This window comes from Saccharibacillus sacchari DSM 19268 (assembly GCF_000585395.1).
In the GTDB taxonomy this organism is placed as follows: domain Bacteria; phylum Bacillota; class Bacilli; order Paenibacillales; family Paenibacillaceae; genus Saccharibacillus; species Saccharibacillus sacchari.
In genome coordinates, this window is record NZ_KK073875.1 from 959,679 (window position 1) to 983,054 (window position 23,376).

Sequence of the window (23,376 nt, forward strand, 5' to 3'; positions counted from 1 at the left end):
GTCTTCTCGCTTTACCACGAATTCCAATTCATGAACGTGTCGGTCTTCCCTTGCAAGTCCGTAAGCTTCGTAAGCACGACCGCCGCGTCCGCTTTGGTGACGGTTTGTTGAGGCAGGAAATTGCCGTCGACTGCCGGCAGCAGACCGAGCTTGATCGCCAGCGCGGCGTCGCCTTTGTGCGAGATGCCGGCAGCATCCGCGATTCCCGGCAGATCGACCGTCGAATTGTAATAGAAGGCCAGCTTATCGTAATTCAATACCCCCATCAGGACATGCGCCATCTCGTCGCGAGTCAGCAGCGTATCCGGCAGGAAGTCGGCCGACTTGTCGGGTCTCAGCCAATTTTGACTGACGAGGAAGCCGATCGCCGCCTGATAAGGGCTATCCGCGCTTACATCCCGGAACAAAGACATCCCTGCATAAGCATTGTAGGTCGAATAATCCGGCTGCATCGCGCGTGCCAACATGTCGGCCCATTCGCCGCGCGTCAACTGGGCGTCCGGATTCACTTTGCCCGACTCATCCGCGACAAGCACGGCATGATCCAACATCTCTTCCAATGCAGCCTGATGTTCATGTCCCGAAATATCCGCCGTCGCGGCAGACGGACGCTGTAGCGAGTTTGCCCCGTATAGATTCTTCCATGTTCCGTTGGAAGCATCCAACACGTTAAAGCCGTTTAACTGACCGCCTGTTTTGAGCATCGGCTGATACGTTAATCCAATCTCCGACTCGCCCTTTTCAGACTTGTCCGTCGATTGGCGGTCAAAACGACTATAGTACAATTCCGGCGTTACGGCTTCCAGGAACTTCGCTTTGGCTTCGGCAGCCGTAAGGTTGATCGTATTGGCCGAAGGGAATTGGCCCGTCATCGAAACGGAAGGTTCGCTCGTATTGAATTCGGTCAGCATGCCTTCGCCATCGACGGTAACGCTAGCCGTGTCTCCCATGACCGGAATATCCGATTCATACCGCAAGAACGTATACGTCAGGTTCCAATCCCCTTCTTTCGGCGCAGAGATCAATCTCCACTCGCCTGCATTCGGAAGCAACTTGGAAGCCCAAGCTACAGCCCGCGATTGATCCGCTTCCGTCGGCTTCACGGGTTCTCCCGTCGGCGCATCCTGTTCGTATAAATAGTAATTGTACACTTGACCCGTCTGGGCATTCAGCTGCACGTTGATGTTTCCAAGATTGCCTTTGACCGTACGGTTCAAATCCAGCACCCAGACCTTGGTGTTCTTCTCCGGATAGTCCTGCGTATACGTCTGCTGTCCCGTCAGCTTGTAACCGGAAGGAATCAAGTCCAGTTTCTTCAACTGAAGTTGTGCCGCCTCTTCCGTGCGAAGAGCAGCCGGAGCCGGAGAGCTTCCGGTCTTAAGCGCGACGCCTTCCCGGGCAATCGATTCGGTATACGGTAGGCCGGTCAGCGGATCAAGCAGCTTGCCGCTATTCGCGTCGATCGGTGCTAACGAAGCATCATAAGGGACGTAACCGAGGTAATAACCGGATGAAGGCGCGCCCCAGCCGTTAATAGGCAGATAGGCCAACTGCAGAGCAAACTCCGATTCGAAGATTTGCTTGGCTTGGGTCGCGGATAGCTTCGGCATTGCCGACGGGTAAGGGAGCCGATTGATGCTTCGCGTATATCCGGTCACATCGCCGCTTTGACCCAACGACAGAAAGACCGTTTCACTTTGCGACGGGACGCCGTTTACTTTAATTCGGAAGGAGAACGAATAGCTCGGGCTGCCAAAAAGCGGAGTAACGGACGCGCCCTCGTGATAAGCATAGGAAAGGCCTTCTTTGACAAAATCAGAAGCTTTTCGCTCCGGCATCGCCCGCAGCAAGAACGCAATCGCCTGCTCGGATGCCTGCTCTGCGGTCAATTCGCGGTCCGATTGTCCGGGAGCTGGAGTCGGCAGATAGGCATCCGTCACGATTCCGCTCACGGCATCAACCGACACCGACGCACTCGCGTTTTCCCGATCGGATAGTACATATGTAAGTCTCCATGCCTTGATCGGGCTGCTGTCTGCCTCGTAATAGGCGCTGTAATCCGCAGTGGTCACTTGAGCCGACGCGAGCGTCGGGAACAATTTCTGTACGGCCGCTGCCGCTTCGGCTGACGAGACTTTCGCGCCGTCAGGCACGGCCCGAGTCAACGCTGACGTCGTAAAATTCATTGATTCGCCGGTTTCTGCCGCCGCTGCCGGAGTCGCCAGTACAGGCGAACACAACATGGCCGCTGCCAATACGGCAGCCGCCGTTTTTCTCGAAGCCGGGAATTCCCGTTTGATTGTCTTCATGATCGATTCTCCTCTCGAAGATGGTTGTTAAGGAATGTCAAGTTCGCAAATAGCCGGTTTCCCGGCCTCGACATCATCTTATCACCGGATATGCCAAGAGAAGTTACGTATCGGATACGAAAATATGACAAAATAAGGGCCTGCCCGATCTGGACGATTGAAAAGTCGAAAAGCAAAAATAGCGCCCGATTCAAATGAGTTCGAATCGGACGCCGAAGCTTTCTTTTTCAATTCATGCCAGATGTTTAGCTTTCGCTTATGTAGATTTCTGACGAATCATGACTCGTACCTCGTCAACGTCAGAGATCCTAACTGCGCCCGCCCGGAATATAAGGTCTGATCCATTCGCCGAACGACTTCGGACTGCGAGTCTGGATCAATACGACGCCTTCGCCGCGGAAACGGCAGACCAGACCTTCGCCGCTGGTAAAGCTGGATACCCAACCTTTGGACGCTTTTTCAATATCGTAACGCATGTAATCCGGCCAAGCGACCAGATGCCCGTTATCGACGACGACTTCTTGCCCCGCTTGCAGATTGATCGCGTGAATGCCTCCGTACGAAGACAGGAACACCGTGCCTTTGCCGCTGATTTCGACGATGAAAAAGCCTTCGCCCGACATCAGTCCCCGGCTCAAATTCTGCATTTTCGTGTTCACCTGGATGCCCGCAGTCCCTGCGAGGAATCCGTCTTTTTGCACGAGCAAGCTGTAGGAACCGTCAAGCTCCACCGCTTCGATCGCGCCCGGGCTTGACGGAGCCAATGTGGCTTCCCCGTTACGCCCCATCGCCAATAGTTCCTGGAAGAAAAACGACTCTCCGCTGAGCATCCGTCCCAAGCCGCGCATGATGCCGCCTTCCGTCGTGCCTTTCAACTCGATATTCGGCGACATCGATACCATCGCGCCGGACTCGGCTTTGATGCTTTCGCCGCTATCAAGCTGTACCTGAAGCAGCGGAAAAGCGCCTTGATACAAAATTTGATATTGCATGTCTGATTGCCTCCTCTCCCCTCCATCTTAATGAGATTTTACCTACTGCGCAATGGAGTTCGTACAAGGCTGTGCTATAATCAGATGCAGCGATACGCAAAAAGGCGAAAGATCGCCGACAATTACAATCAAGGGGGCAACATCCATGCACAAAAACGGGAGAGCCGGACGCAAATCCGCGCTGGTCGTACTCCTGATGCTGACCCTGCTTCTGCTGGCCGCTTGCGGCACCCAGACACCTCAGCAGCAAGCCGACCCGGCAACAGAAACGACCCAAACACCAACCCAGACCGAAGAAGGTTCGACAAGTACCACCCCGGCAACCTCCAGCACTTCTGCCGACGGCACGCAAAATCCGGTGGTTACCATTGAAATGGACAACGGAGGCCTGATCAAGTTGGAGCTGTATCCGGACATCGCGCCGAATACCGTCAACAATTTCATCGCGCTGGTCAAATCCGGTTTTTATGACGGAGTAGGCTTCCACCGCATTATTCCGGGCTTCGTTATTCAAGGCGGCGATCCGGACGGCACCGGAGGCGGCGGACCCGGCTACGCGATCAAAGGGGAATTCACTTCCAACGGCTTCACCAACGATCTAAAACACACCGAAGGCGTTCTGTCGATGGCCCGGACATCCGAACCGGATTCGGGCGGCTCGCAATTCTTCATCATGCTGGCTGAACAACCGAGTCTCGACGAGCAATACGCGGCATTCGGCAAAGTAATCGAAGGTATGGAAGTCGTCAATGCCATCGCGGCACTGCCGACGGACGGCGCCGATAAACCGACCTCTTCCGAAGGAGCGACTATGAAGACGGTAACGGTGGACACCTTCGGCAAAGAGTATCCGGAGCCGGAGAAAATCCAGTAAGATGAGCACCGATTTCGAATGTCGCGAAAGCTGCGGAGCCTGCTGCACGGCCGTCTCGATCGCTTCGCCGATTCCCGGCATGCCGAACGGCAAACCCGCCGGCGTGCCTTGCGTGCAGCTCAACGAGAAAAAACGCTGCAAGCTGTTCGGAAGTCCCGAACGCCCGGCGGTCTGCGGCGGCCTGCCGCCTTCGCTTGAAATGTGCGGAACGTCTACCGAGGAGGCTTTTGCTTACCTTGAATGGCTGGAACGCGAAACGACACCGTAGTTCAATTCCGTCATTGCTGTGAAAACCGTCCGTTACCGGGCGGTTTTTCTTTTGGAAAAGCAGGGATATTCCAGGGTAAATCTACTTCGAACCGAATCTTCGTTTCCCGCTCCAAATTGTGGCCGGGTTTTGTACGGGTGTGAACTATTTCGCGAAATCGGGTATAGTTAGAACGTGAATTCGGATGAGGAAAAGGAAGTGGCGAGTTTGATGAATCAATCGGAACAGTCTGCAAAAAAAATTCGTGTTCGTTGGCCGATGCTGCTTCTGCCTTTGGCATTGGGAATTTTGTTGAGCGCGTGCGCGCAAGGAGAAATTGACGTGACGGTCAAGACGGACGGCACTGCTGATATTAAAATGAACGCCACGATTGACGACTCTGCTTTGAACACGCTGGGACAAGGGAATTTGCCGGAGAAGATTGCTGCAAGTTTGCGGGAGCAAGGGCTGGAGGCTCAGGCAATTCGGCAAGACGGGCAATCCGGCATCAGCGCTTCGCGAACGGTAGAGTTTGACGGCGGACCTCTTCCCGAGATGCCGGACGGGATTACGGTTGAAGATCGCAAGGAGGAGAAGTTATTTTCCACAACCCATCATTTCGTAATCGTGGCCGATCCGCCGGAGTTGATTCCGCGCGAGTCTTCGTCGCTCACGGGGTTTCTCGGATCGAAGCTGTTGGGAGGATTTGTTGAAAACGAATTCGATTTCCGTTTCAAACTGACATTGCCGATCAAGCCTGGTGAGAACAATGCGGATATCGTGTCGGATAACGGACGCACGTTGACTTGGAATCTTGCGGCTACCCGCGAGAATCGGATCGAGCTTACGCTGGACGTACCGAATGTAACGCGAATTATCTATGCGGCATCTGCGGGGTTGATTCTGGTAATCGGAGGAATCGTGTTCTGGTTGGTTCGCCGTAAACGGAAAAAGAAAGAATTGCCTTCCGCTCCGACTTCTTGAGTTGGGATGTTCGCTTGTTCGTTAGGCAGGAATTTTTCAAGCTTAGCATAGAAAAGAAACGGGGACGGTTTGTCTGCTGACAACGGTCTCCGTTTCTTTTTTTAATAAGAAGTCGGCAAAATCGTACTCTAACCGCGCTCGAACAGACGCTTGAGAAAATCTAACGGAAACCGCAGACCCTTAGAGGCCCAAATAGCACGTTTAAGATATGCCTCTCCGCCACGTCCGCCGCGTAATCTCCCGACTGCCGCAGTTATACACCGCATACTCTCCGCCCGTCAGATCCACCAACGCAAGTCCCCGCGACTCCGCGATCGCATACGTATGCGATCCCAGGTCACAGTTCAATCTCGCCCCGTCAAAGCAAATAAACTCGCACGGCGTATGGCCATGCACGACGATCTTACCGCCCGTCGCGTTCAGCACGTCTTCGACTCCGTACGCATAAAACTCGTTTTCCGACATCCATAAAATATCTCGGCTCTGCGTATACAACGGCTGATCCGGCATAAATCCCGCGTGAACATACACGTATTCTTCATCCTCCGCCACCATCGGCAGGTTCAGCAGCCAATCCAAATTCTCCTTGCTCTCCGCGTCATCTTCAAAGGTACGTTCAAAACTTTTCAACGCCTCCGCCCCGCCGTGGATCAGCCACATCTTGGTTTGGCCTTGCCGATACCAGCGCAGCATCTCCTCGTGATTCCCGGTCAATACCACCACGTTATCCGGGTGCATCCGCTGAAGCGTACGCAGATAACGAATGACCAGCGCGCTGTCCGGTCCCCGATCAATCAGATCGCCGCCCACGACAAGCTGATCGGTGAAGGCGTCATAATCCATTTCCCTCAACAGCTCGATCAGTCCTTGATACTCCCCGTGAATGTCCGTAATAAATAACTTCCTGCCTTCGCCCATCGCTTTCCCCTTCCCCGGAAACCGCTAAAGAAACGCTAACCTTTTATCCTCATTTTACCGCGACTAACCAGACGCGTCCAAGCCCCGAATCCTCTTCTGACAGCGCATTTGGTAAGGAATACATAAAGCGCTCCCCAAAATGATGCACTTCCGTCAAACCTCAACGAAAAAGCCCTCATTTTGATTGACAGCTTTCATTGCGTAGTCTATCATCTTCACCAACCGACACATGGATTTCATCCTCGCCCCGCTCCGGATTCCGGCCAATTTTACATGCAAAGGACTCGATGCCATGAAACCGAAGAAACGCTTAACCGTCAAAGAAATCGCCGAAGAAGTCGGACTCTCCGTCGCTACCGTGGATCGCGTGCTCAACAATCGGGGAAACGTCAAGCCGAAGACCGCGGAACTTGTCATGAACAAGGTTCGCGAGATGGAGTATACGCCGAATCTCTCCGCGAGCTTTTTATCCAAAGGACGCAGCATCTCTTTGGCCGTCGCTTATCCGGAACTGCCGGCGTATTTCTGGAATCAGGTAGAGACGGGCATCGATGCGGCGGTACGCGAATTTCGCGATTTCGGTCTTCGGGTCCGCACGATTCGTTCCAAAGACTATGACCTCACGGATCAGAAAAAGACGATGCTTCAACTTGTCGATTCCGGCGAATACGATGCCATTGCGATATCTCCCAATGATCCTCAAGAAATGACAGACGTAATCGATCATGCGGTAAGCCGCAATCTGACCGTCGGCACCTTCAACAGCGATTCGCCACTGAGCTCGCGCATGTTCTATGTCGGCTGCGATTATCGGGTGGCCGGGCGTCTCGCCGCGGATACGTTATGCAGGCTTGCCGGACGCCGCGGTCGGATCGGTCTGATCATGTCTTACACCAACTTTCAGATGCAGCAAAAGGTGACCGGATTCCGTGAGGTGATCGGCAATTACCCGGAAATCCAACTGCAAGCGCCGCTAAAAGTCGACCAAGAAGAATATACGTCTTTCGAGACGTTCGCTGAATATTTCGAAGGCTTGGACGGCGTTTACGTGGCCAGCGCTAAGCTGCATATCATTGCCGGGCATCTGGAGACGGCAGGACTTGCGGGACGCGTCGCTTTGATCGGGCACGATATGAACGAAGAAATTCATGACGGGCTTCAACGCGACGTGGTGACGGCCACGATCTGCCAAGACCCTTTTAACCAAGGCTATCTGATCGTAAAGTCGCTGTTTGAGTATCTGTCTTCAAGAAAACTGCCCGACACGCGCGAAAATATCACCAAATTAGAACTAGTGACTAAGGAAAACGCACGCTACTACATCTGAATGCACGCCCAAACCAGCCGAAATTCGCTTTTGGAGTTCCGTACCTGACGGACACTCCTCTTTTTCAAGAAAAAATGATGTACGTACGTCATTTCGATGAATCGACTCTTTTTCCTTGTTTGAAGCCGTATCGGCAGTCTCTTTTCATTTTTTTCTACTATTATATATAGGATGGTGTATAGCCCGATGAAGTTCACCGACGGTTACTGGCATGTCCGCCCGGGCATGACGCTCAATATCGCTACGGAGGTTCGCGATTTGCACGCCCATGAGGAAGACATCGAAGTCTTTGCCGCCTCCAAAAAGATCATCTCCCGCGGCGATACGCTCAACAACGCCATACTCACTTTTCGCTATTCCTCTCCCCTGCCCGACGTGATCTGCGTCGAGTCCGTGCATCACGAAGGCAAGCGGGTACTCGGTCCTCATTTTGAAAAAGCAACCGATCCGACGACCCAAATCCGCATTGCAGAAAATGAGTCTTCCGCGATCCTGACTAGCGGCGACTTAAGCGTGCATATCGATAAAAACAACGGCTGGAGCACGCATTTCCACTACAAAGGCAGACGGCTCACCGGAAGCGGGTACAAAGGCCCTGCGCATATTCGCACTCCCGACGGCGACGTCTATATGCGCGACCAGCTTGATCTCGGCGTCGGCGAACGGATTTACGGATTGGGCGAACGCTTTACTCCTTTCGTGAAAAACGGTCAGGTCGTCGATCTCTGGAACGAAGACGGCGGGACGTGCAGCGAGCAAGCGTACAAAAACGTCCCTTTTTACCTATCCAGCTTCGGCTACGGAGTCTTTGTCGATCATCCGGAAAAAGTCTCGTACGAGGTCGGTTCGGAACAGGTGGAAAAGGTGCAGTTCAGCGTGCCGGGCGAGCGGCTGCGTTACTATATCGTCGGCGGCGACACGCTGAAGGACGTACTGAAAAACTATACCGCGCTCACCGGACGCCCCGCGCTGCCTCCTGCTTGGTCGTATGGGCTGTGGCTCAGCACTTCGTTTACCACTTCCTATGACGAGCAAACGGTAAACAGCTTCGTGGACGGCATGTTCGAACGCGGCATTCCGGTGCACGTGTTCCACTTCGACTGCTTCTGGATGAAGGAATTCCAATGGTGCGATTTCCGTTGGGACGAGTCGCAGTTCCCGGACCCGCAAGGCATGCTGGATCGGCTCAAAGCCAAAGGACTGAATATCTGCGTATGGATCAATTCGTATATCGGGCAAAAATCGGTTCTGTTTCGGGAAGGCATGGAGCACGGTTATTTGGTCAAAACGCCGGAAGGCGACGTATGGCAATGGGACCGTTGGCAGGGCGGCATGGGGCTGGTGGACTTCACGAACCCCGATGCGACGGAATGGTTCAAGTCCAAGTTGCGTCCGTTGATTCGCATGGGCGTCGATTGCTTCAAAACCGACTTCGGCGAGCGGATTCCGACGACGGGCGTGGCGTATCACGACGGCTCGGACCCGGTCAAGATGCACAATTATTACACGTTCCTGTACAACAAAGCCGTGTTCGAAGTGCTGGAAGAGATCAAAGGCCGGGATCAGGCGCTGGTGTTCGCGCGTTCCTCGACAACTTGCGGCCAGCAGTTCCCGGTGCACTGGGGCGGCGACTGCACGGCGTCCTACGTCTCGATGGCCGAAAGTTTGCGGGGCGGGTTGTCCCTGGGGCTGTGCGGATTCGGATTTTGGAGTCACGATATCGGAGGGTTTGAAAATACGGCTTCGCCGGATATCTATAAGCGCTGGAGCGCATTCGGCCTGCTTTCTTCGCACAGTCGCCTGCACGGCAGCCAATCGTACCGAGTGCCGTGGTTGTTCGACGACGAAGCGAGCGACGTGCTGCGGCATTTTACACGGCTCAAAATGCGGCTCATGCCGTATCTGTTCGCCGCTTCGATCGAGGCCGTCCAAGGCGGTCTGCCGATGATGCGGGCGATGCTGCTGGAATTCGGCGAAGACCCGGCGGTCGAGGAACTGGATCGCCAATATATGCTGGGCGGATCGCTACTGGTCGCGCCGATCTTCAACGAGCGCGGCGAAGCCTTGTATTACCTGCCGGAAGGGCGCTGGACGCATCTGCTGACCGGCGAAGAGGTGCATGGAGGCCGCTGGCAGCGCGAGCAATACGATTACTTCGGTCTGCCTCTGTTCGTCCGTCCGAACACCCTGCTTGCGCTCGGCAGCGAAGAATCCCGTCCGGATTACGATTATCTCGACGGCGCGCAGCTGCACTTGTTCGCGCTGGAAGACGGTTATACGGCGAGCGCGGAGATTTACGCGGCTCGAACGGATCAATCTTTGCCGGATCGCGATCCGGGAGAATCGGTTTCGAGCCGGCAACCGCAACTCGCCGTTCGGGTGCGCCGAGAAGGTCAACTGTTGACCGTTACTGCCGAATCGGAAGGCAGCCGGCAGCAGCCGGCACGTCCATGGACGCTGGTCCTGCGCGGAATCGAAGAAATCGCTTCGGTTGAAGGCGCCTCGATTCTGGATAGCGGCGATGCTGCGCAAGGCTTGGCGCTTATTGCGAACGAACGTCAGGGCACTTTTACGGTCACATTGAAATCGTAGGTATTCATGCATCGGTCATTGACGAAGATCGGGCCGATTCATCGAAAAAAGCACGCTTCTCGTTGACCGGGAAAGCGTGCTTTTTCGGCTATTGCTCCAGATTCGTACGGCTTTCGCGATAAAACTTTACTGCTTTCACACAAAAAAGAGAAGGAAATCATAGCTTTACTCGCGAACCTGTTTTAGAATAGAACAAAATTGAAGGTTTTTCGTCGTCATTTTGGAATACGTCTCATACGCAAGCGCCGTATCGGTCTGCCGGGCATGTACCCGGCTTTCGTGCTGTGCACGGGATACGATAAAAATCGGAATCTGCGGCGACATCCGGTCGGTTTGAGTAAATGCCGTGCCTCAACATTTTGGAAAAAGGAGGTCTCCCATGCCGAACCGCAACAAAAACAAATGGCTGGTGGTTCTAGCTGCCGGGCTTTTGATTATCAGTGCCTGGACGTGGGGCAACGATGCCGCTTCATTGGCTGTTAACATGCCCTCGTCGCCTTCGTCGATCCTGTCGTTCCTTGATTGATGGTCATCGACGCATAAAGACGAATCGCAGATTGTTTGTGGCATACATAAGGTGGGTGGGGGAAGCAAGAAGACTACGAGAGAAATTCGTTCCATTCGCTGTCTCACTTGGAAAACTGGATTGGAATTTTTAGTGGAATTTTTCCAAGTTCAAAGGCGTCTGGAACGAATTTCTCTCTCCGTCTTCTTGCTTCCAGTTACGGTAGAGTTTTTGGATAAATAAAGGCGGACGATATTGTCCGCCTTTTTTGCGTGTATCCAGCAAATTTCACAAGGCTATTATCTTTGAAGATCGGCATGCTGCTTTCGATACGCCCAATGTGCGGTAGGGCCGTGGCCGGAGCCTAGGGCGAGTTCCGGGGCGCCTTCTATGGCGGCTTGAATGAAATCGCGGGCGGTTCGTACGGCTTCTTGCAAATCTTGGCCTACGGCTAGTCGCGCAGTGATGGCAGCGGAGAAAGTACAGCCCGTACCGTGCGTGTGCGGGGTTGCGATTCGCGCTCCCGACAGTTCCTCGAATTTCCGTATCTGTGCGTCGTAGACCAGATCAACCACTCTCTCGGACTCTGTCGGCTTCGAATCCGTAAAGTGCGCCTCGATCGCTTGGCGCTTCAGATCGTCCGCCTCAGCCTGTGGCTTCGCCGCTTCGGCTTTATCTATGGCATGGCCGCCTTTGATCACTACGACTTTAGGGCCAAGACCGGCAATGCGCCTCGCGGCTTCCCGGCGATCGTTCATTGTGATAATTTTCATCCCGGTCAATGCTTCGGCTTCCGGGATGTTCGGCGTGACCACGAGCGCCAGCGGCAGCAGATGTCTTTTCAACGCTTCCACCGCTTCGGCGCGCAGCAGTTCGGCTCCGCCTTTGGCGATCATGACGGGATCGACCACCAGCCGACTCCAGCCGAAAGATCGGATTCGTCCGGCAACGGCTTCGATGATTGCCGCGTCGAACAGCATTCCCGTCTTCAGCGCATCCACGCCCAGATCTTGACCTACCGCATCAATCTGCGCCACGACGGCCTGCGGCGTCATCGGGTATACCCCATGCACGCCGAGCGTATTTTGCGCCGTAACCGCCGCGATCGCGGACATGCCGAACACATCAAGCTCTTGAAAGGTTTTCAGATCGGCTTGAATGCCTGCACCTCCGCCGCTATCCGAACCTGCGATCGTCAACGCGCGCGGGGCCGTCATCGCGTGCCTCCGCCTGCCGCCGGAGAACGATGCAGCGTACGCACGGCTCCTGCGGGCGCGGCCTGTGCGCTCAGATCGGCCAAAGCGTCCAGCAGCGCAATCTGGAAGCTGCCGGGACCGCGGCCTTCCGCCGCGGAAGCCGCTATTTCGCCTGCCGTTCCATACCAGGCTAAAGCGGCGACTCCGGCTTGAAGCGGATCATGTTCCACCGCGGCAAAAGCGCCCATGACCGAGGTGAGCAAACATCCGCTGCCCGTGACTCTCGTCAGCAGTTCATCGCCGCCCGTCACGATAAACCCTTTTTTGCCGTCCGTAATGACGTCTTCGATTCCTGTAACCGCCACTACCGTTCCCAGCTTATCCGCGGCTCTCACCGCCAGTTCCACCGACGCTTCCCCGCTGCCGTCTCCGGCATCCACGCCTTTGATCGCGCGTGCTTCGCCTGCCAAATGCGCGATCTCCGCCGCGTTGCCGCGTACGATCGAGACTTTCACTTCACGCAGAATACGCAAACAAGACTCCGTTCGATAAGGCGTGGCTCCGGCTCCGACCGGATCGAGCAGCACCGGCACGCCCGCTTCGTTCGCCGCTTTTCCGGCAATGATGCAAGCTTCGACCAACTCGGCCGTCAATGTTCCGATATTGAGCACCAACGCGCCCGCAACCTTCGCCATGTCGGCAACTTCCTCGCGAGCATAAGCCATAACGGGAGATGCGCCCAGCGCAAGCAATCCGTTCGCCGTAAAGTTGGTAACGACCGTATTCGTGATGTTATGTACCAAAGGCCGCTCTTTCCGCAATTTTTCTAACCGTTCGCCCAGTTCTTTTTCCATACGATTCAACCTCCCGTTTCCGTTGTTTGTCGGTTGCCACTGCTCCTTCAAACTTCTAAACCGGCCAATCCTCCAACTTATGCGCCATGTCCCAGAACATATACTCCAAGCGGCAGCTGGCATCAAATTGTTCCTTCAGCTTGCGTTTGCGCGCCTCGCTGAGCGGTTCTGCCCATTCATCGAGCAGGGCGCGCATTTTGTGCGTTGCTCCCGCTTCACGATCCCCGTAGAAATGAATCCAGTCGTAGAAAGGATGCTCCGGTCCCGGCTTCACTTCATCCAGCAGCCGCTGCCCAATCTCCATGTACGTCCACGGACAAGGCAACAGCGCGGCCAAAATATCTTCAAGCGTGCCTTCGTAAGCCGCGTTCAGCATATGCCGGGTATAATGATGGGCCGACGGCGCAAGCGGATATCCCTGCAATTCCTCGTACGTCACGCCCGCCTGATCGCAGAAGTTCTGGTGAGGATGGATTTCGCTGTTCAAAATGAAGCCGATCTGCTCGTTGAACATCTGAATATGCTCCCGCTGTTCGCATCTGGAGATCGCAATGCCGTAAATCCGCATATAGGCGTTCAGATATTCGAAATCCTGCTTCACGTAATGGATCAACTGCTCTTTCGCCAGCGTCCCGTCCGCAATCCCGCGCACAAACGGATGCTTGAAGATCGCTTCGTAAATCGGGTCCGCCCCGCGGCGAAGTTCCTCTGTAAAAGACATAAAAGTCATGCACCTCCGAAAAATAAAGTTCGTCGTTCGAATCCCGGCCACCGAAGGAGCGCACGCAAAAAAACCGCTCCGAAATGGAGCGGTTCTTGTCAAAGTCGAAAGCCCGGGCTATCCGACGCCGATCGACTACCCGGCTGCACGTTACTTCCCCAGTAAGGAATAAACGAGCATCCAAGGCAATCCCGGTTGGATCGCGCTCAAGCAAATGGATGTTTTGAAAAAGGACCTGCTCCACTTCCCTACGCCGGTACGAGCCGGATCAGGTTCTAAGGGTCCAAGAACAGTTCTTGTCTCAGCCGCAGTGCGGCCCCCCCAGTGGAATACGCTATTCGATTGACGCCGCCTCTACGGCGATGTTACGTGTCTACTCTAGCGTTCGCGTCCGCTCTTGTCAATGCTGCCGATAACGCAAATAATAATCGATCAACGGCGAACACATAAAAGCAGCCAAACTGGCTAACCCGACCGCCACGCTCATCCCGCTCATCGTCAAGCCGTCGATCCGATTCAGGTCAAAGCTTGCAAAAATCATTAAAAAGCTCGCCAATAACGCTATCCCCGACGGAATGTACACCAGCTGCTGCTGATAAGGATATCTTTTATAGATCAAGTATGAAGCGCTCATCAGGATGATAAACGTCGTGACTGACAATAATACGATGCCGCTCAGCTTGAACACCTCCTTGCCCACGAGAATAGCATATTTGATCTTTTTAAAAGTAAAAATATTGTTAATTTTACATTTTGTTTTATATGTCCGACTCACACGCAATTCGTTTTCCAGATTAAACAAAAAAACAATTGCAGTCAACCAATCAAGCAGCCACTTACATACCCATTAACCTGAGTTTTTTTCTGTGACGCAACTTGTTTACCCGAAATTTTAAAGCGCTTACAAAATAAAAAAAGCAATGATATACTTCCTATCAATCTGGTTAAAAGTGGAACTATTATTTATATAGAGATTGCCGAAATCTCTCATAGCAAAAGCCATTTCGTTCGATTCGCCCCCGCTTTGCGTCACATAATCTGACCGCTGTTTTATTAAACTTCTTTACGAAACAAGCTTTTGTGTGCAAAATAGAAGCTAAGCAAACATCATTCACTCATTAAAGCACAACAGCTAAAAAGCAGAAACGCAAAAAAGCATAAGGAGGCTTACTAATGATCAAATCCCCCGAATTGGAATCGGAAGTGATTGCGGCACATTTAAAAGAGGCATTGGAGAAAAATCGGCTGCTTCTCACAGAACGTGCGGAACGAGACATGGAACGCGCCCATTTCGACGACGAGATGCTGGGTGAGTTCCTCCGTGCACCGCGCCGGATCGACAAGTACGAAGGGCGGCGCAACAACGGCTGCTCGTACATTTTGTATGGCGTTCGGACGACCCGCGCCGTCGTATCCGTCCACGACGGCTACGTCACGCTCGTCTGCTTAAAACACAACCCTTTCCCTGCCGTAGGCTGACCTCCAAACGGATGACGGACGCGAAGTCTCATGTCACGTCATGCCATCAGCCACTTCCTTTATGAACGATCAAAACCCCGAATCCGCTCTGCCGGAATTCGGGGTTTTTGTTATGCGTTGAAAACCTCCAAGCTTCGCATATAAGATCAAAGCTTGCTTACACACAAAATAGATTAACATTTTAGTTACCCTTTAAAAATTATTTTCTCTGATATTTGAAATAAACACTTGTAAAAACGCAAGTTTTATGTTTATTATTTCTTGTAAGCGATACCAAAGTTTCTTTTTCTATAAATCAACTTAGACATAATCTTATTTAAATTAACAAAAAAATTAATCAAATTAAAAAGGAGACTCTAATGACTCGAAAACTTTGGACCAAAACCGGGATCACAGCCGTGACGGCTGCCCTGCTGCTGCCTTTATCCGCCGGAGCGGCTCCGTTACCGGGCAACACAACGCCAACTTCCGCCTCGGTTGTACAAAAAGCCGTAACCCTGCCGACTTTTAACGCGCAAGCCCCAACATTCCGCGAAGCGTCCGTACACGATCCTTCCGTTATTAAAGTGGGCGATACCTTCTACGTATTCGGCTCCCACCTTGCGGCGGCCAAGTCGAAAGATCTCATGAACTGGGATCTGATCGCTTCCGGCGTCACCGATTCGAATCCGATTATTCCGAACGTCACCACCGAGTTAAAAGAAACGCTGGAATGGGCGCAGACCGATACGCTTTGGGCGGCAGACGTCATCCAATTGGCGGACGGCAAATTCTACATGTACTACAACGCGTGCAAAGGCGACTCCCCCCGCTCTGCGATGGGCATCGCGGTCGCGGATAACGTCGAAGGCCCTTATAAAGACACCGGCATCATTTTGAAATCGGGCATGTGGGATCAGATCAGCGAAGACGGCACGATCTACGACGCGACCAAACATCCGAACGCGGTCGATCCCGACGTCTTTTTCGATAAAGACGGCAAGCTGTGGATGGTGTACGGTTCGTATTCCGGCGGTATCTTCATTATGGAAATGGACCCGACCACCGGCAAACCGCTCCCCAACCAAGGCTATGGCAAAAAAGTGATGGGCGGCAACCACAGCCGGATCGAAGGTCCTTACATGCTGTACAGCCCGGAAACGGACTATTACTACATGTACCTGTCGTTCGGCGGTCTGGATGCGGTCGGCGGTTACAATGTGCGCGTCGCACGCTCCAAAACGCCGGACGGTCCGTTCCTGGATGCGCAAGGCAACGACATGGCCAATGTAAAAGCAGATCCGACCAAGCCGATTTTCGACGATAAGTCGATCGAACCGTACGGCGTCAAACTGATCGGCAACTATTTGTTCGAACGCCAATTGGGCGATCCGGGCACGGGACTCGGTATCGGCGCCGTCTCGCCGGGACACAACTCCGCTTACTACGACGAAGCGACAGGAAAACAGTTCCTGATCTTCCACTCCCGTTTCCCGGGACGCGGCGAGCAACATGAGATTCGGGTACACGAAATGTTCATGAACGCGGACGGCTGGCCGGTCGTCGCGCCTTATCGGTATGCGGGCGAAACGAACGTCGATGCGGCCGTGCAGGCTTCCGAGATTCCGGGTAATTACCGCTGGATCGCGCAGGGCAAAGAAATCAGCGCCGACATCGCCACCGACGTATCCGTTACGCTGAATGCAAACGGAACGCTGAGCGGCGCGGCAACGGGTACGTGGCAGCTCAGCGGCACTAATGACGCGACGATCACGACAGGCGGCAAAACGTACAAAGGCGTCTTTTTACGCGAAACGAATCCCGTGTCCGGCGACAAAACGTTGACTCTGACGGCATTGTCTACGGAAGGCACCACGGTCTGGGGCACGAAAGCAACGGCAAGCAACGCCAAAAGCGCGGTTTCCGCCGTCGAAAAAGCGATCAATCTGAGCACGTCCGGCGACGTATACTATGATGTGACGCTTCCGGTATCCGGCACGCAAGGCACTCAAATCTCCTGGTCTTCTTCGCAGCCTTCCGTCATTTCCAATACGGGAACGGTTACTCGTCCGGCCGCGGGCAAAGGCGATGCCAAAGTAACGCTGACCGCGACGATCACCAACGGCAGCGCCAAAAAAACGAAATCGTTCAAGCTTACGGTAGCCGAAAAAGCGCAAAGCCCGCTGATCGCGTCTTACGGATTCGAAGACGCGTCGAAAAACCGCCTCAAGGACGCTTCCCCTAACGGGTACAACGGCACGCTGGAAAAAGGCGCTTCGTACGCGAAAGGCGGCAAAAGCGGTAAAGCGGCTCAATTTAACGGCAAAGACGGATATGTGAATCTGCCCGGCGCGGTAACGGATGCCGAGGATTACACGTTCGCGACTTGGGTCAAATGGGACGGCGGAGCCGCTTGGCAGCGCGTCTTCGACTTCGGCAACGACATGACCAGCCATATGTTCCTCACCCCTTCGCAAGGGCAGGGCGCGCAGTTTACGATCCATAGCCAAGGCAAGGATCAGAGTATCTTGACCTCTTCCCCGCTGCCGACGGGCAAATGGGTTCATGTAGCCGTGACGCTTGCAGGAGACACGGGAACGCTGTATATCGACGGCAAAGCGGCGGGCACGAACGCGGCGATGACGTATAACCCGCGCGATCTGCAAACCAGCGAAGCCTGGCTCGGCAAAAGCCGATTCGCGGCGGACCCTTATTTCAAAGGCAGCCTCGACGAAGTCCGCATCTACGACAAAGCGTTGAGCGCGGCGGAAATTTCGGCGTTGGCGAAGTAGGGAGAGGGATAAGTTCCTATTCGGGAGAGAAGCTTGGACGGCTGCGGGAGAAATTCGTTCAAGGCGCTGTCTCACTCGGAAAATTGAATTGGATTCAAATAGGGATTTTCCGAGTTCAAAGGCGCCTATCACTGAATTTCTCCCGCAGCCTATTGCTTCGCTCAGGCATATGAACTTTTCTCCTACTCTGTGGTAGGGGGAAAGGATTAGTTTCGGGTTATTTGCCCTCAACCGGATTTTGTATACAAGAACTATTAGAAGGCCTTACCCTCTATGCGATAGAGGGTAAGGCCTTAAACGTATCTGGAAAGCCCAACGTAGCTGGAAGTGAGAAGACGGAGAGAGAAATTCAGTGAAATACAGGATTTCAAAGAAAACCTGCGGTAACATTCAGTTCTATGTTGACGCCTTTGAACTCGGAAAATTCCTTATTCAAATCCCATCCATTTTCCGAGTGAGACAGCGGCTTGTGAAGCATTTCGAAGAAATGCACTTCGGAAGCATACGCTGGCAATTTCTCTCGCAGTCTTCTCGCTTCCCCCACACACCTAACTTTCTCGATAGCTTTAAAGCCTTAGGGCCGGCTTAATAAGTCATCAAGCCAACGTTCGGCCAATCGGGTAGAGCCGGGGAGGAATGGTAAGGCGCCGACGCCGACTTTGGATAGGCTTTGATAGAAGTGGTGGTTGGCATATTCGCGTTCGTCGGCGTACGGGAACAGGACGCAGGCGGAGGATACGCTGCGCTCGTAGCCGGACGCGCCGGGTTTGACGATCGCGTCGCGGTAGCGGTGCATGACGTTGATGTCTTCTTCCAGCGGGCCGGGGGTACCGTAGAGCGAAGCGTAAGAGCTGCCGGGAATAGCCGGGTCGATCCGGTATTTGGCGTCGAGCACGTATGAGACCTCCTGACCGTCTGAGCGAAGCGTCAGCAGCAGGTCGGGCTTTTGTTCGGTCGTGGGGCGCGCCCGGCCCAGCATGGACGGGTTGTAGACCAAAGATAACTGGGCGCTGCTTTCCGGGTATTCGTATTCGATGCGGGAAGCGCCGCCGCGGATCAGGGACGGGAACAATCCGTTACGGTCGACGGCAGCGCCTTCGCGGCGAATGACCCGGCAGCGGCGGGACAAAAGTCGATGCAGCTTCAGGAAGCACCAATATTCGTATAGCTGCGCCATGTCTTTAAGCGACAAACGCATCATGCCTTCGCGCAGCGACAGGCCTTTGAGCAGGAGCAGATGCAGCTTGTACATCTCGCGGTATCCCGGTGCCATCTGGAGAACCAGGCTGACGTTTACCCGCTGCATCGGTCCGACGTCCCGAAGAAAGTCCATGTTCAGCATGATGCCGATCCGGCGGCCGATTCGTTCCAGCTCCCGGTCGAGCAGCGGATCGCGGCCGGGTCGGGTTTCCTTTAACTCGCGGCGCAGCGTATCGACCCGGCCTGCCGTACGTTCCAACATCCAACGCAGGAACCGATTCTCGTCCGTATCGGTGGAGATGACCCTACGGGCTTCCAGCAAACGGGCAGGCATAAATCGGTTTAAGGATTCGCCCGTCCCTCTGCTTTCGCCGATTCCGGGCAAATACGCTCGATCTCTCCCTTGCGCTCCTTCGATCTCCAACCAACCGCGCCGGTCAGCCTGCAACCGCTGCGGATGACGGCGCAGATCCGCCAGCGTTCGGCGATCCGCTCGGCGGGCTTTGCCGGCATCAACCAAGCGATGCTCATTATCCAGCCGGTAATGCGGATTCGCTTCGATACGCCGCATCGCATTCTCCAATCGTTCGAACACGCGGCGCAGAAGGGTATGAAATTCGGTCAGGCTTTGGCGCGAGGTCTCCCGTTCTTCGGCAGGGCGATACGTCCGGCGCAAGAAGTCGAAGGTCAGGTCGTAACCTTCCTCGCTGACCTCCTCCATCAGCTGCATATAATCGCGGCGATAATCCAGCTTGGCCGGAAAAATCTCGATTCCGATCGTAAGCAGCGGACGGTCGTTCAGCCGAATCTCCAGTTCCGTCTCTCCGATCTCGCTGCCGAAGTCGAGCGTTCCCGACAATACGCGGCTGCCTCTCGGCTTGATCCGGCGGCGCAAATTGACGTTTTCGTGATGGAAAGTGAGGTTTAATGCGGGATCGGCTTTAACTAGCGTCAACTCGTAAGCTTTCGTTTCATAAAAACACGGAAACACCAACGTTCCAGGCTCCCAGCGTTCAGCCTTTCCCGTTTCCGGCGAGAACAAGCTAACGCGGCACTCCGTCAAGCGCAGCGACCGCACTTCCGCATCAAAATGAGCGCTCAACCGCTCTCCCGTCTCGGAATCGCGATGAAGCCCAAGCTGCTCCGCCGTCTCGTGCAGCGGCTCCCCGGCGATATACAGTTCAAACAGATTGCTTTCGACCCGAAGCAGTTCGGTGCTGGAGTCAAAAGACGCCGGCGATATCGACATGCTCATCCATCCTTTAAATCATTTTGCTTGCTTATTTATACATAAGATGGAAAAATAAAAAAAGAAACTTTCTTATACTCATCAAAAAGCGCAAAGGAGAACAATATTCATGCGTAATAAGTTCATTTTATCATTATTGGGCGCCGTATGGCTCGGAACTTCCTTAGCTTCGTTAGCCCCGCTGCCGTCGGCTTCCGCCTCTCAAAGTTCAGATCTCAAGGTTCAGGCCGTTCAAGCCAGAAAAGCACTTGCGAAAAAGTACCCCAATGAACAGATCTATTCGATTCGCACAGCAGATTTGAATAATGACAAAAAATATGAATCGTTCATGCTGACCGAGACCGGCAATTTCTTTCTTTATAATTCTAAAGGCTACCTGATTCCGATCGCAACCGAAATTCTGAGCGATGAAGGATTTGAAAATCCGACCCTACAAGTTTTCGCAGTGAGTCCGACCGAAAAGCAAATCGCCACGTTTCATTCCTTCGGCCCTTCTAACACTTGGACAAAAGTCTATCGTCTTCAAGGCGGAACTTTGGTAAAAACCTTGGATGTCATGGGAGACCAAGGTGTGGAAATAGACAGCAAGGGCCGTATTCATCAGCATTGGAAAAAATACCGTGAGTTCGGAGGATGGTTCGCTGTCGAAGCGGTTTATGCTTGGAACGCTGCCAAACAAAAATATACGGGAACCGGAATGATTCCTTGAAACTTTATCCCTAAATAAAACACGTCCGTTATCGAGAAGGGTTCTCCTCGTTACGGACGTGTTTCAGTTGTACTATTTCAAATGGAAACTCCGCCCGCCGATTTGCACGTAAATAACGCCTTCTTTGTCGGGTGGAAGCTTGTCGAAGATATAGCTTTCCGTTTTGCCGTCGCTGTATTTCAGGGTAATCGTATTTTTGGAAATGGTGTAGGTTCCGCTAAGCGTCTTGGCTGAAGAGCTGCTGTCCGTCCGCGCTGCTCCTGTATCCAAAGCGGCAATAGTCAGGGTATCACTCGTAAATCGTCCATCCGAGTAGAAGGTGAGATAATCCGTCCAAGACGTCGAGAACGGAGTAATGCCCACTAGACCATAGTACCCTTGGGAAATGTATTCGCCGTTCAACTTCGTTCCCGCCGCAGCCGGCTTTACAGGATCGAGATGAACTTCATCGATCACTAATCGGCCTTCTTTGCTGATCGAGATCGGCAGCGTCTCGCCGCCTTGAATCTTCAACTGTCCGCCGCTGACCGAATAGGTTCGGCACTGATCTTTGGAACAGTTGACATTTTCCGGACCTCCGCCGACGGGTTCGCCCACCACGATTTTATTGTTAGGGAGGAACGTGTAAAACTTCCAGCAGATTCCGCCGCATTCGTACCCGGCATAATCGTATTCGGCACCATAGTACATGCCCGATAGTTTGCTTACATTGACCGGAGTCGTATTGGCACTGCTAGAATCCGCTTTCTCGGCTGCCTTGGCTTCCGCATGCTTGGCATTGGCATCCGCTTGCAGTTTCGCCAGCTCTGCTTTGACCTGAGCAGGCGTCACGTTGTTCTCCTGCATCCATTCTGTCGTGACGACCAGAATTTGCCGCCCGGCGCCGTTCCAATGCACGATAGCCCCTGTCGCTTCACCGACAAATCGCAGCGGAACGAGCGTATTGCCGTTGATGCTGGTTGCCGGATAATCCAACGTAACGTTCTTGCCGTTAACCGTAGCGGTTTTGGAGCCCAATTTCAATGTCAGTTCCGTTCCGCTTTTGACCGCTTTGACCGTTCCGGCTGCTTGGTTCCAGGTCAACTCCATGCCCAACCTTTCAAATAGCGGTCTCATCTGTACCAAGGTTGTTCCCTGCCTACTGATCGGGTCAACCGTAAAAGACAACGGCGTTGTCTCCTCGTTGAGCATCACCCGAATCGGCGACGTTTCTGCTGCTTCTGCCTGCGAATGTCCGACGGTCACACCGACAAAAAGAATCATCATCATGCATCGGAACATCCAGCTTGCACGGCCAAAAGGCCCCGCCGAAGATCCGGCCGAGCCTCTATTTCCTATTCTCCACCTTCGCCTCGCCACTTGCTTTTCCTCCGTTCTCGCTGCTTTCATTTGATCGCTCCTTCCTGGTTTCAGGGAATAAATCAATGAAAAGGTAACGCTTACGTTGAAGTTTAGCAAAGTCGGACGTCAATGTTAAGAATTTAAATTTATTTTCGCCGTATACCGTACGAAATTATCGAAGGCAAATCCGCGCACCTGCTCCTCGCTGTAGTGCTTCAGCAGCTCGCTAATCAGACGTTGGCTTTTACCCGCATGCTCCAATCCTTCGACCGTCAGCGTGATCCCGTCGAAGTCCGATCCGAAGCCGATATGACGCTCCCCGCCCAAAGCGCACATATGGTCGATATGGCGAATCAGATCGGCAATCGTCGCAGGACCGGAGCTCCGCGCATCAACAACGAATTCCGGATAGTACACGACATGAACCGGGGCGCCGCGTCGGAACATTGCAATCAGCTGCTCGTCGGTGAGATTGCGCGGATGATCGCACAATACTCTCGCGTTGGAGTGGCTGGCGATCGGATAGCGCGCCAGCTCCATCACCTCCCAGAACCCTCGCTCGTTCAAATGGCTCACGTCCGTCAATACGCCATAGCGGTTATGGAGCGCAATCATTTCTTTGCCCAGCGACGTCAGTCCCGCGCCGCGCGGCTCCAGTACGCCGTCTCCGGCTTGATTGCCGTAATTCCATGTCAATCCGACAGAACGCACACCCAGACGGTACAGCAAGTGCAGCCTTTTCAGGTCGTTCTCGATCGGGTCCACGCCTTCCAACGTCAGCAGCGCCCCTATCGATCCTTCAGATAACTTCCCGATCTGCGACCATTCGGTAATCAGCTGCATATCGTCATGTTTCTCCAGAATCTCCGCGTAAAAATAGTGAATCTGATCCAGACACGATTGCCAGCGCATCGAGCCAGGCAGCGCCGGATCGACGAACACCGCAAAACCCTGGACGGCCACGCCGCCTTCCTTCAACCGATCCCGATTGCTCGCAAGCTCCGGCGCATCCGTGTAGCACAACGCGCCGCGGGACGCTTCGATCTTCGCCAGCGCGTCGCAGTGCAAATCGATAATCCGCATGACTTACGCCTCCTTCCTGTTTGCG

Annotated in this window: 19 protein-coding genes and 1 riboswitch; of the genes, 9 read left to right on the forward strand and 10 right to left on the reverse strand. The window is 53.8% G+C overall.

Going from position 1 to position 23,376, the window contains the following annotated elements; genetic code table 11:
* Positions 1 to 11 precede the first annotated feature (11 nt).
* Both SACSAC_RS04245 and SACSAC_RS04250 read right to left on the reverse strand, forming a co-directional pair.
* Entirely contained in the window at positions 12 to 2,309 is a 2,298-nt protein-coding gene (locus SACSAC_RS04245) for a YcdB/YcdC domain-containing protein (RefSeq protein ID WP_037283809.1), read from the reverse strand.
* A 308-nt stretch (positions 2,310 to 2,617) separates the two neighbouring features.
* Entirely contained in the window at positions 2,618 to 3,301 is a 684-nt protein-coding gene (locus SACSAC_RS04250; RefSeq protein WP_037283811.1) for a TIGR00266 family protein, read from the reverse strand.
* A gap of 145 nt (positions 3,302 to 3,446) precedes the next feature.
* On the opposite strand from SACSAC_RS04250, the gene SACSAC_RS04255 reads away from it, so the two are divergent.
* The 3 genes from SACSAC_RS04255 (at position 3,447) to SACSAC_RS26760 (ending at position 5,406) form a co-directional block, all read left to right on the forward strand.
* A complete protein-coding gene (locus tag SACSAC_RS04255; RefSeq protein WP_084777901.1) occupies positions 3,447 to 4,175 on the forward strand; it encodes a peptidylprolyl isomerase in 729 nt (242 codons plus the stop codon).
* A 1-nt stretch (position 4,176) separates the two neighbouring features.
* On the forward strand, positions 4,177 to 4,443 hold the full coding sequence (locus tag SACSAC_RS04260) for a YkgJ family cysteine cluster protein (protein WP_037283813.1): 267 nt from the start codon (positions 4,177 to 4,179) through the stop codon (positions 4,441 to 4,443).
* 210 nt (positions 4,444 to 4,653) lie between these two features.
* The gene (locus tag SACSAC_RS26760) at positions 4,654 to 5,406 is read left to right on the forward strand and encodes an LppM family (lipo)protein (RefSeq protein WP_051506854.1); all 753 of its coding nucleotides are present in this window, start codon (positions 4,654 to 4,656) and stop codon (positions 5,404 to 5,406) included.
* A gap of 201 nt (positions 5,407 to 5,607) precedes the next feature.
* Here the strand turns inward: SACSAC_RS26760 and SACSAC_RS04270 are convergent, their stop codons facing one another.
* The gene (locus SACSAC_RS04270; protein ID WP_037283815.1) at positions 5,608 to 6,324 is read right to left on the reverse strand and encodes a metallophosphoesterase family protein; all 717 of its coding nucleotides are present in this window, start codon (positions 6,322 to 6,324) and stop codon (positions 5,608 to 5,610) included.
* A gap of 292 nt (positions 6,325 to 6,616) precedes the next feature.
* Here SACSAC_RS04270 and SACSAC_RS04275 point away from each other — a divergent pair, with 292 nt between their 5' ends.
* The 3 genes from SACSAC_RS04275 (at position 6,617) to SACSAC_RS27885 (ending at position 10,769) form a co-directional block, all read left to right on the forward strand.
* Positions 6,617 to 7,651 carry a LacI family DNA-binding transcriptional regulator gene (locus tag SACSAC_RS04275; RefSeq protein ID WP_037283817.1) on the forward strand — a complete coding sequence of 345 codons (1,035 nt, stop codon included), beginning with the start codon at positions 6,617 to 6,619 and terminating at the stop codon, positions 7,649 to 7,651.
* A 186-nt stretch (positions 7,652 to 7,837) separates the two neighbouring features.
* Positions 7,838 to 10,243, forward strand: a complete 2,406-nt coding sequence (gene yicI / locus SACSAC_RS04280) for an alpha-xylosidase (protein ID WP_037283820.1) — start codon at positions 7,838 to 7,840, stop codon at positions 10,241 to 10,243.
* Between the two features lie 379 nt (positions 10,244 to 10,622).
* Positions 10,623 to 10,769 (forward strand): hypothetical protein, encoded by a 147-nt coding sequence (locus SACSAC_RS27885; RefSeq protein WP_156950942.1) that lies wholly within the window; start codon positions 10,623 to 10,625, stop codon positions 10,767 to 10,769.
* Positions 10,770 to 11,047: 278 nt separating this feature from the next.
* Here the strand turns inward: SACSAC_RS27885 and thiD are convergent, their stop codons facing one another.
* From thiD to SACSAC_RS04300, 4 genes are all read right to left on the reverse strand, one after another.
* Positions 11,048 to 11,965, reverse strand: a complete 918-nt coding sequence (gene thiD / locus SACSAC_RS04285; RefSeq protein ID WP_037283822.1) for a bifunctional hydroxymethylpyrimidine kinase/phosphomethylpyrimidine kinase — start codon at positions 11,963 to 11,965, stop codon at positions 11,048 to 11,050.
* Complete coding sequence (thiM, locus tag SACSAC_RS04290) at positions 11,962 to 12,807, reverse strand: hydroxyethylthiazole kinase (RefSeq protein ID WP_425414794.1); 846 nt, start codon at positions 12,805 to 12,807, stop codon at positions 11,962 to 11,964. The genes thiD and thiM overlap by 4 nt, the downstream gene beginning before the upstream one ends.
* 46 nt (positions 12,808 to 12,853) lie before the next feature.
* On the reverse strand, positions 12,854 to 13,519 hold the full coding sequence (gene tenA / locus SACSAC_RS04295) for a thiaminase II (protein ID WP_037283824.1): 666 nt from the start codon (positions 13,517 to 13,519) through the stop codon (positions 12,854 to 12,856).
* Positions 13,520 to 13,747: 228 nt separating this feature from the next.
* Positions 13,748 to 13,852, reverse strand: a riboswitch (TPP riboswitch).
* Between the two features lie 67 nt (positions 13,853 to 13,919).
* On the reverse strand, positions 13,920 to 14,207 hold the full coding sequence (locus tag SACSAC_RS04300; protein WP_037283826.1) for a hypothetical protein: 288 nt from the start codon (positions 14,205 to 14,207) through the stop codon (positions 13,920 to 13,922).
* A gap of 485 nt (positions 14,208 to 14,692) precedes the next feature.
* Here SACSAC_RS04300 and SACSAC_RS04305 point away from each other — a divergent pair, with 485 nt between their 5' ends.
* Entirely contained in the window at positions 14,693 to 14,998 is a 306-nt protein-coding gene (locus SACSAC_RS04305; protein ID WP_037283827.1) for a hypothetical protein, read from the forward strand.
* A 359-nt stretch (positions 14,999 to 15,357) separates the two neighbouring features.
* Positions 15,358 to 17,769: an arabinan endo-1,5-alpha-L-arabinosidase AbnB gene (gene abnB / locus SACSAC_RS04310; protein WP_037283829.1), complete on the forward strand. Its 2,412-nt coding sequence runs from the start codon at positions 15,358 to 15,360 to the stop codon at positions 17,767 to 17,769.
* Positions 17,770 to 18,343: 574 nt separating this feature from the next.
* Here abnB and SACSAC_RS04320 read toward each other — a convergent pair.
* A complete protein-coding gene (locus tag SACSAC_RS04320; protein WP_051506855.1) occupies positions 18,344 to 20,218 on the reverse strand; it encodes a DUF2357 domain-containing protein in 1,875 nt (624 codons plus the stop codon).
* 109 nt (positions 20,219 to 20,327) lie between these two features.
* On the opposite strand from SACSAC_RS04320, the gene SACSAC_RS04325 reads away from it, so the two are divergent.
* A complete protein-coding gene (locus SACSAC_RS04325) occupies positions 20,328 to 20,927 on the forward strand; it encodes a hypothetical protein (protein WP_037283834.1) in 600 nt (199 codons plus the stop codon).
* Positions 20,928 to 20,999: 72 nt separating this feature from the next.
* Here the strand turns inward: SACSAC_RS04325 and SACSAC_RS26765 are convergent, their stop codons facing one another.
* Positions 21,000 to 22,196, reverse strand: a complete 1,197-nt coding sequence (locus tag SACSAC_RS26765) for a copper amine oxidase N-terminal domain-containing protein (protein WP_169833746.1) — start codon at positions 22,194 to 22,196, stop codon at positions 21,000 to 21,002.
* A 204-nt stretch (positions 22,197 to 22,400) separates the two neighbouring features.
* A complete protein-coding gene (locus SACSAC_RS04335) occupies positions 22,401 to 23,351 on the reverse strand; it encodes a dipeptidase (RefSeq protein ID WP_037283836.1) in 951 nt (316 codons plus the stop codon).
* Positions 23,352 to 23,376: the final 25 nt, after the last annotated feature.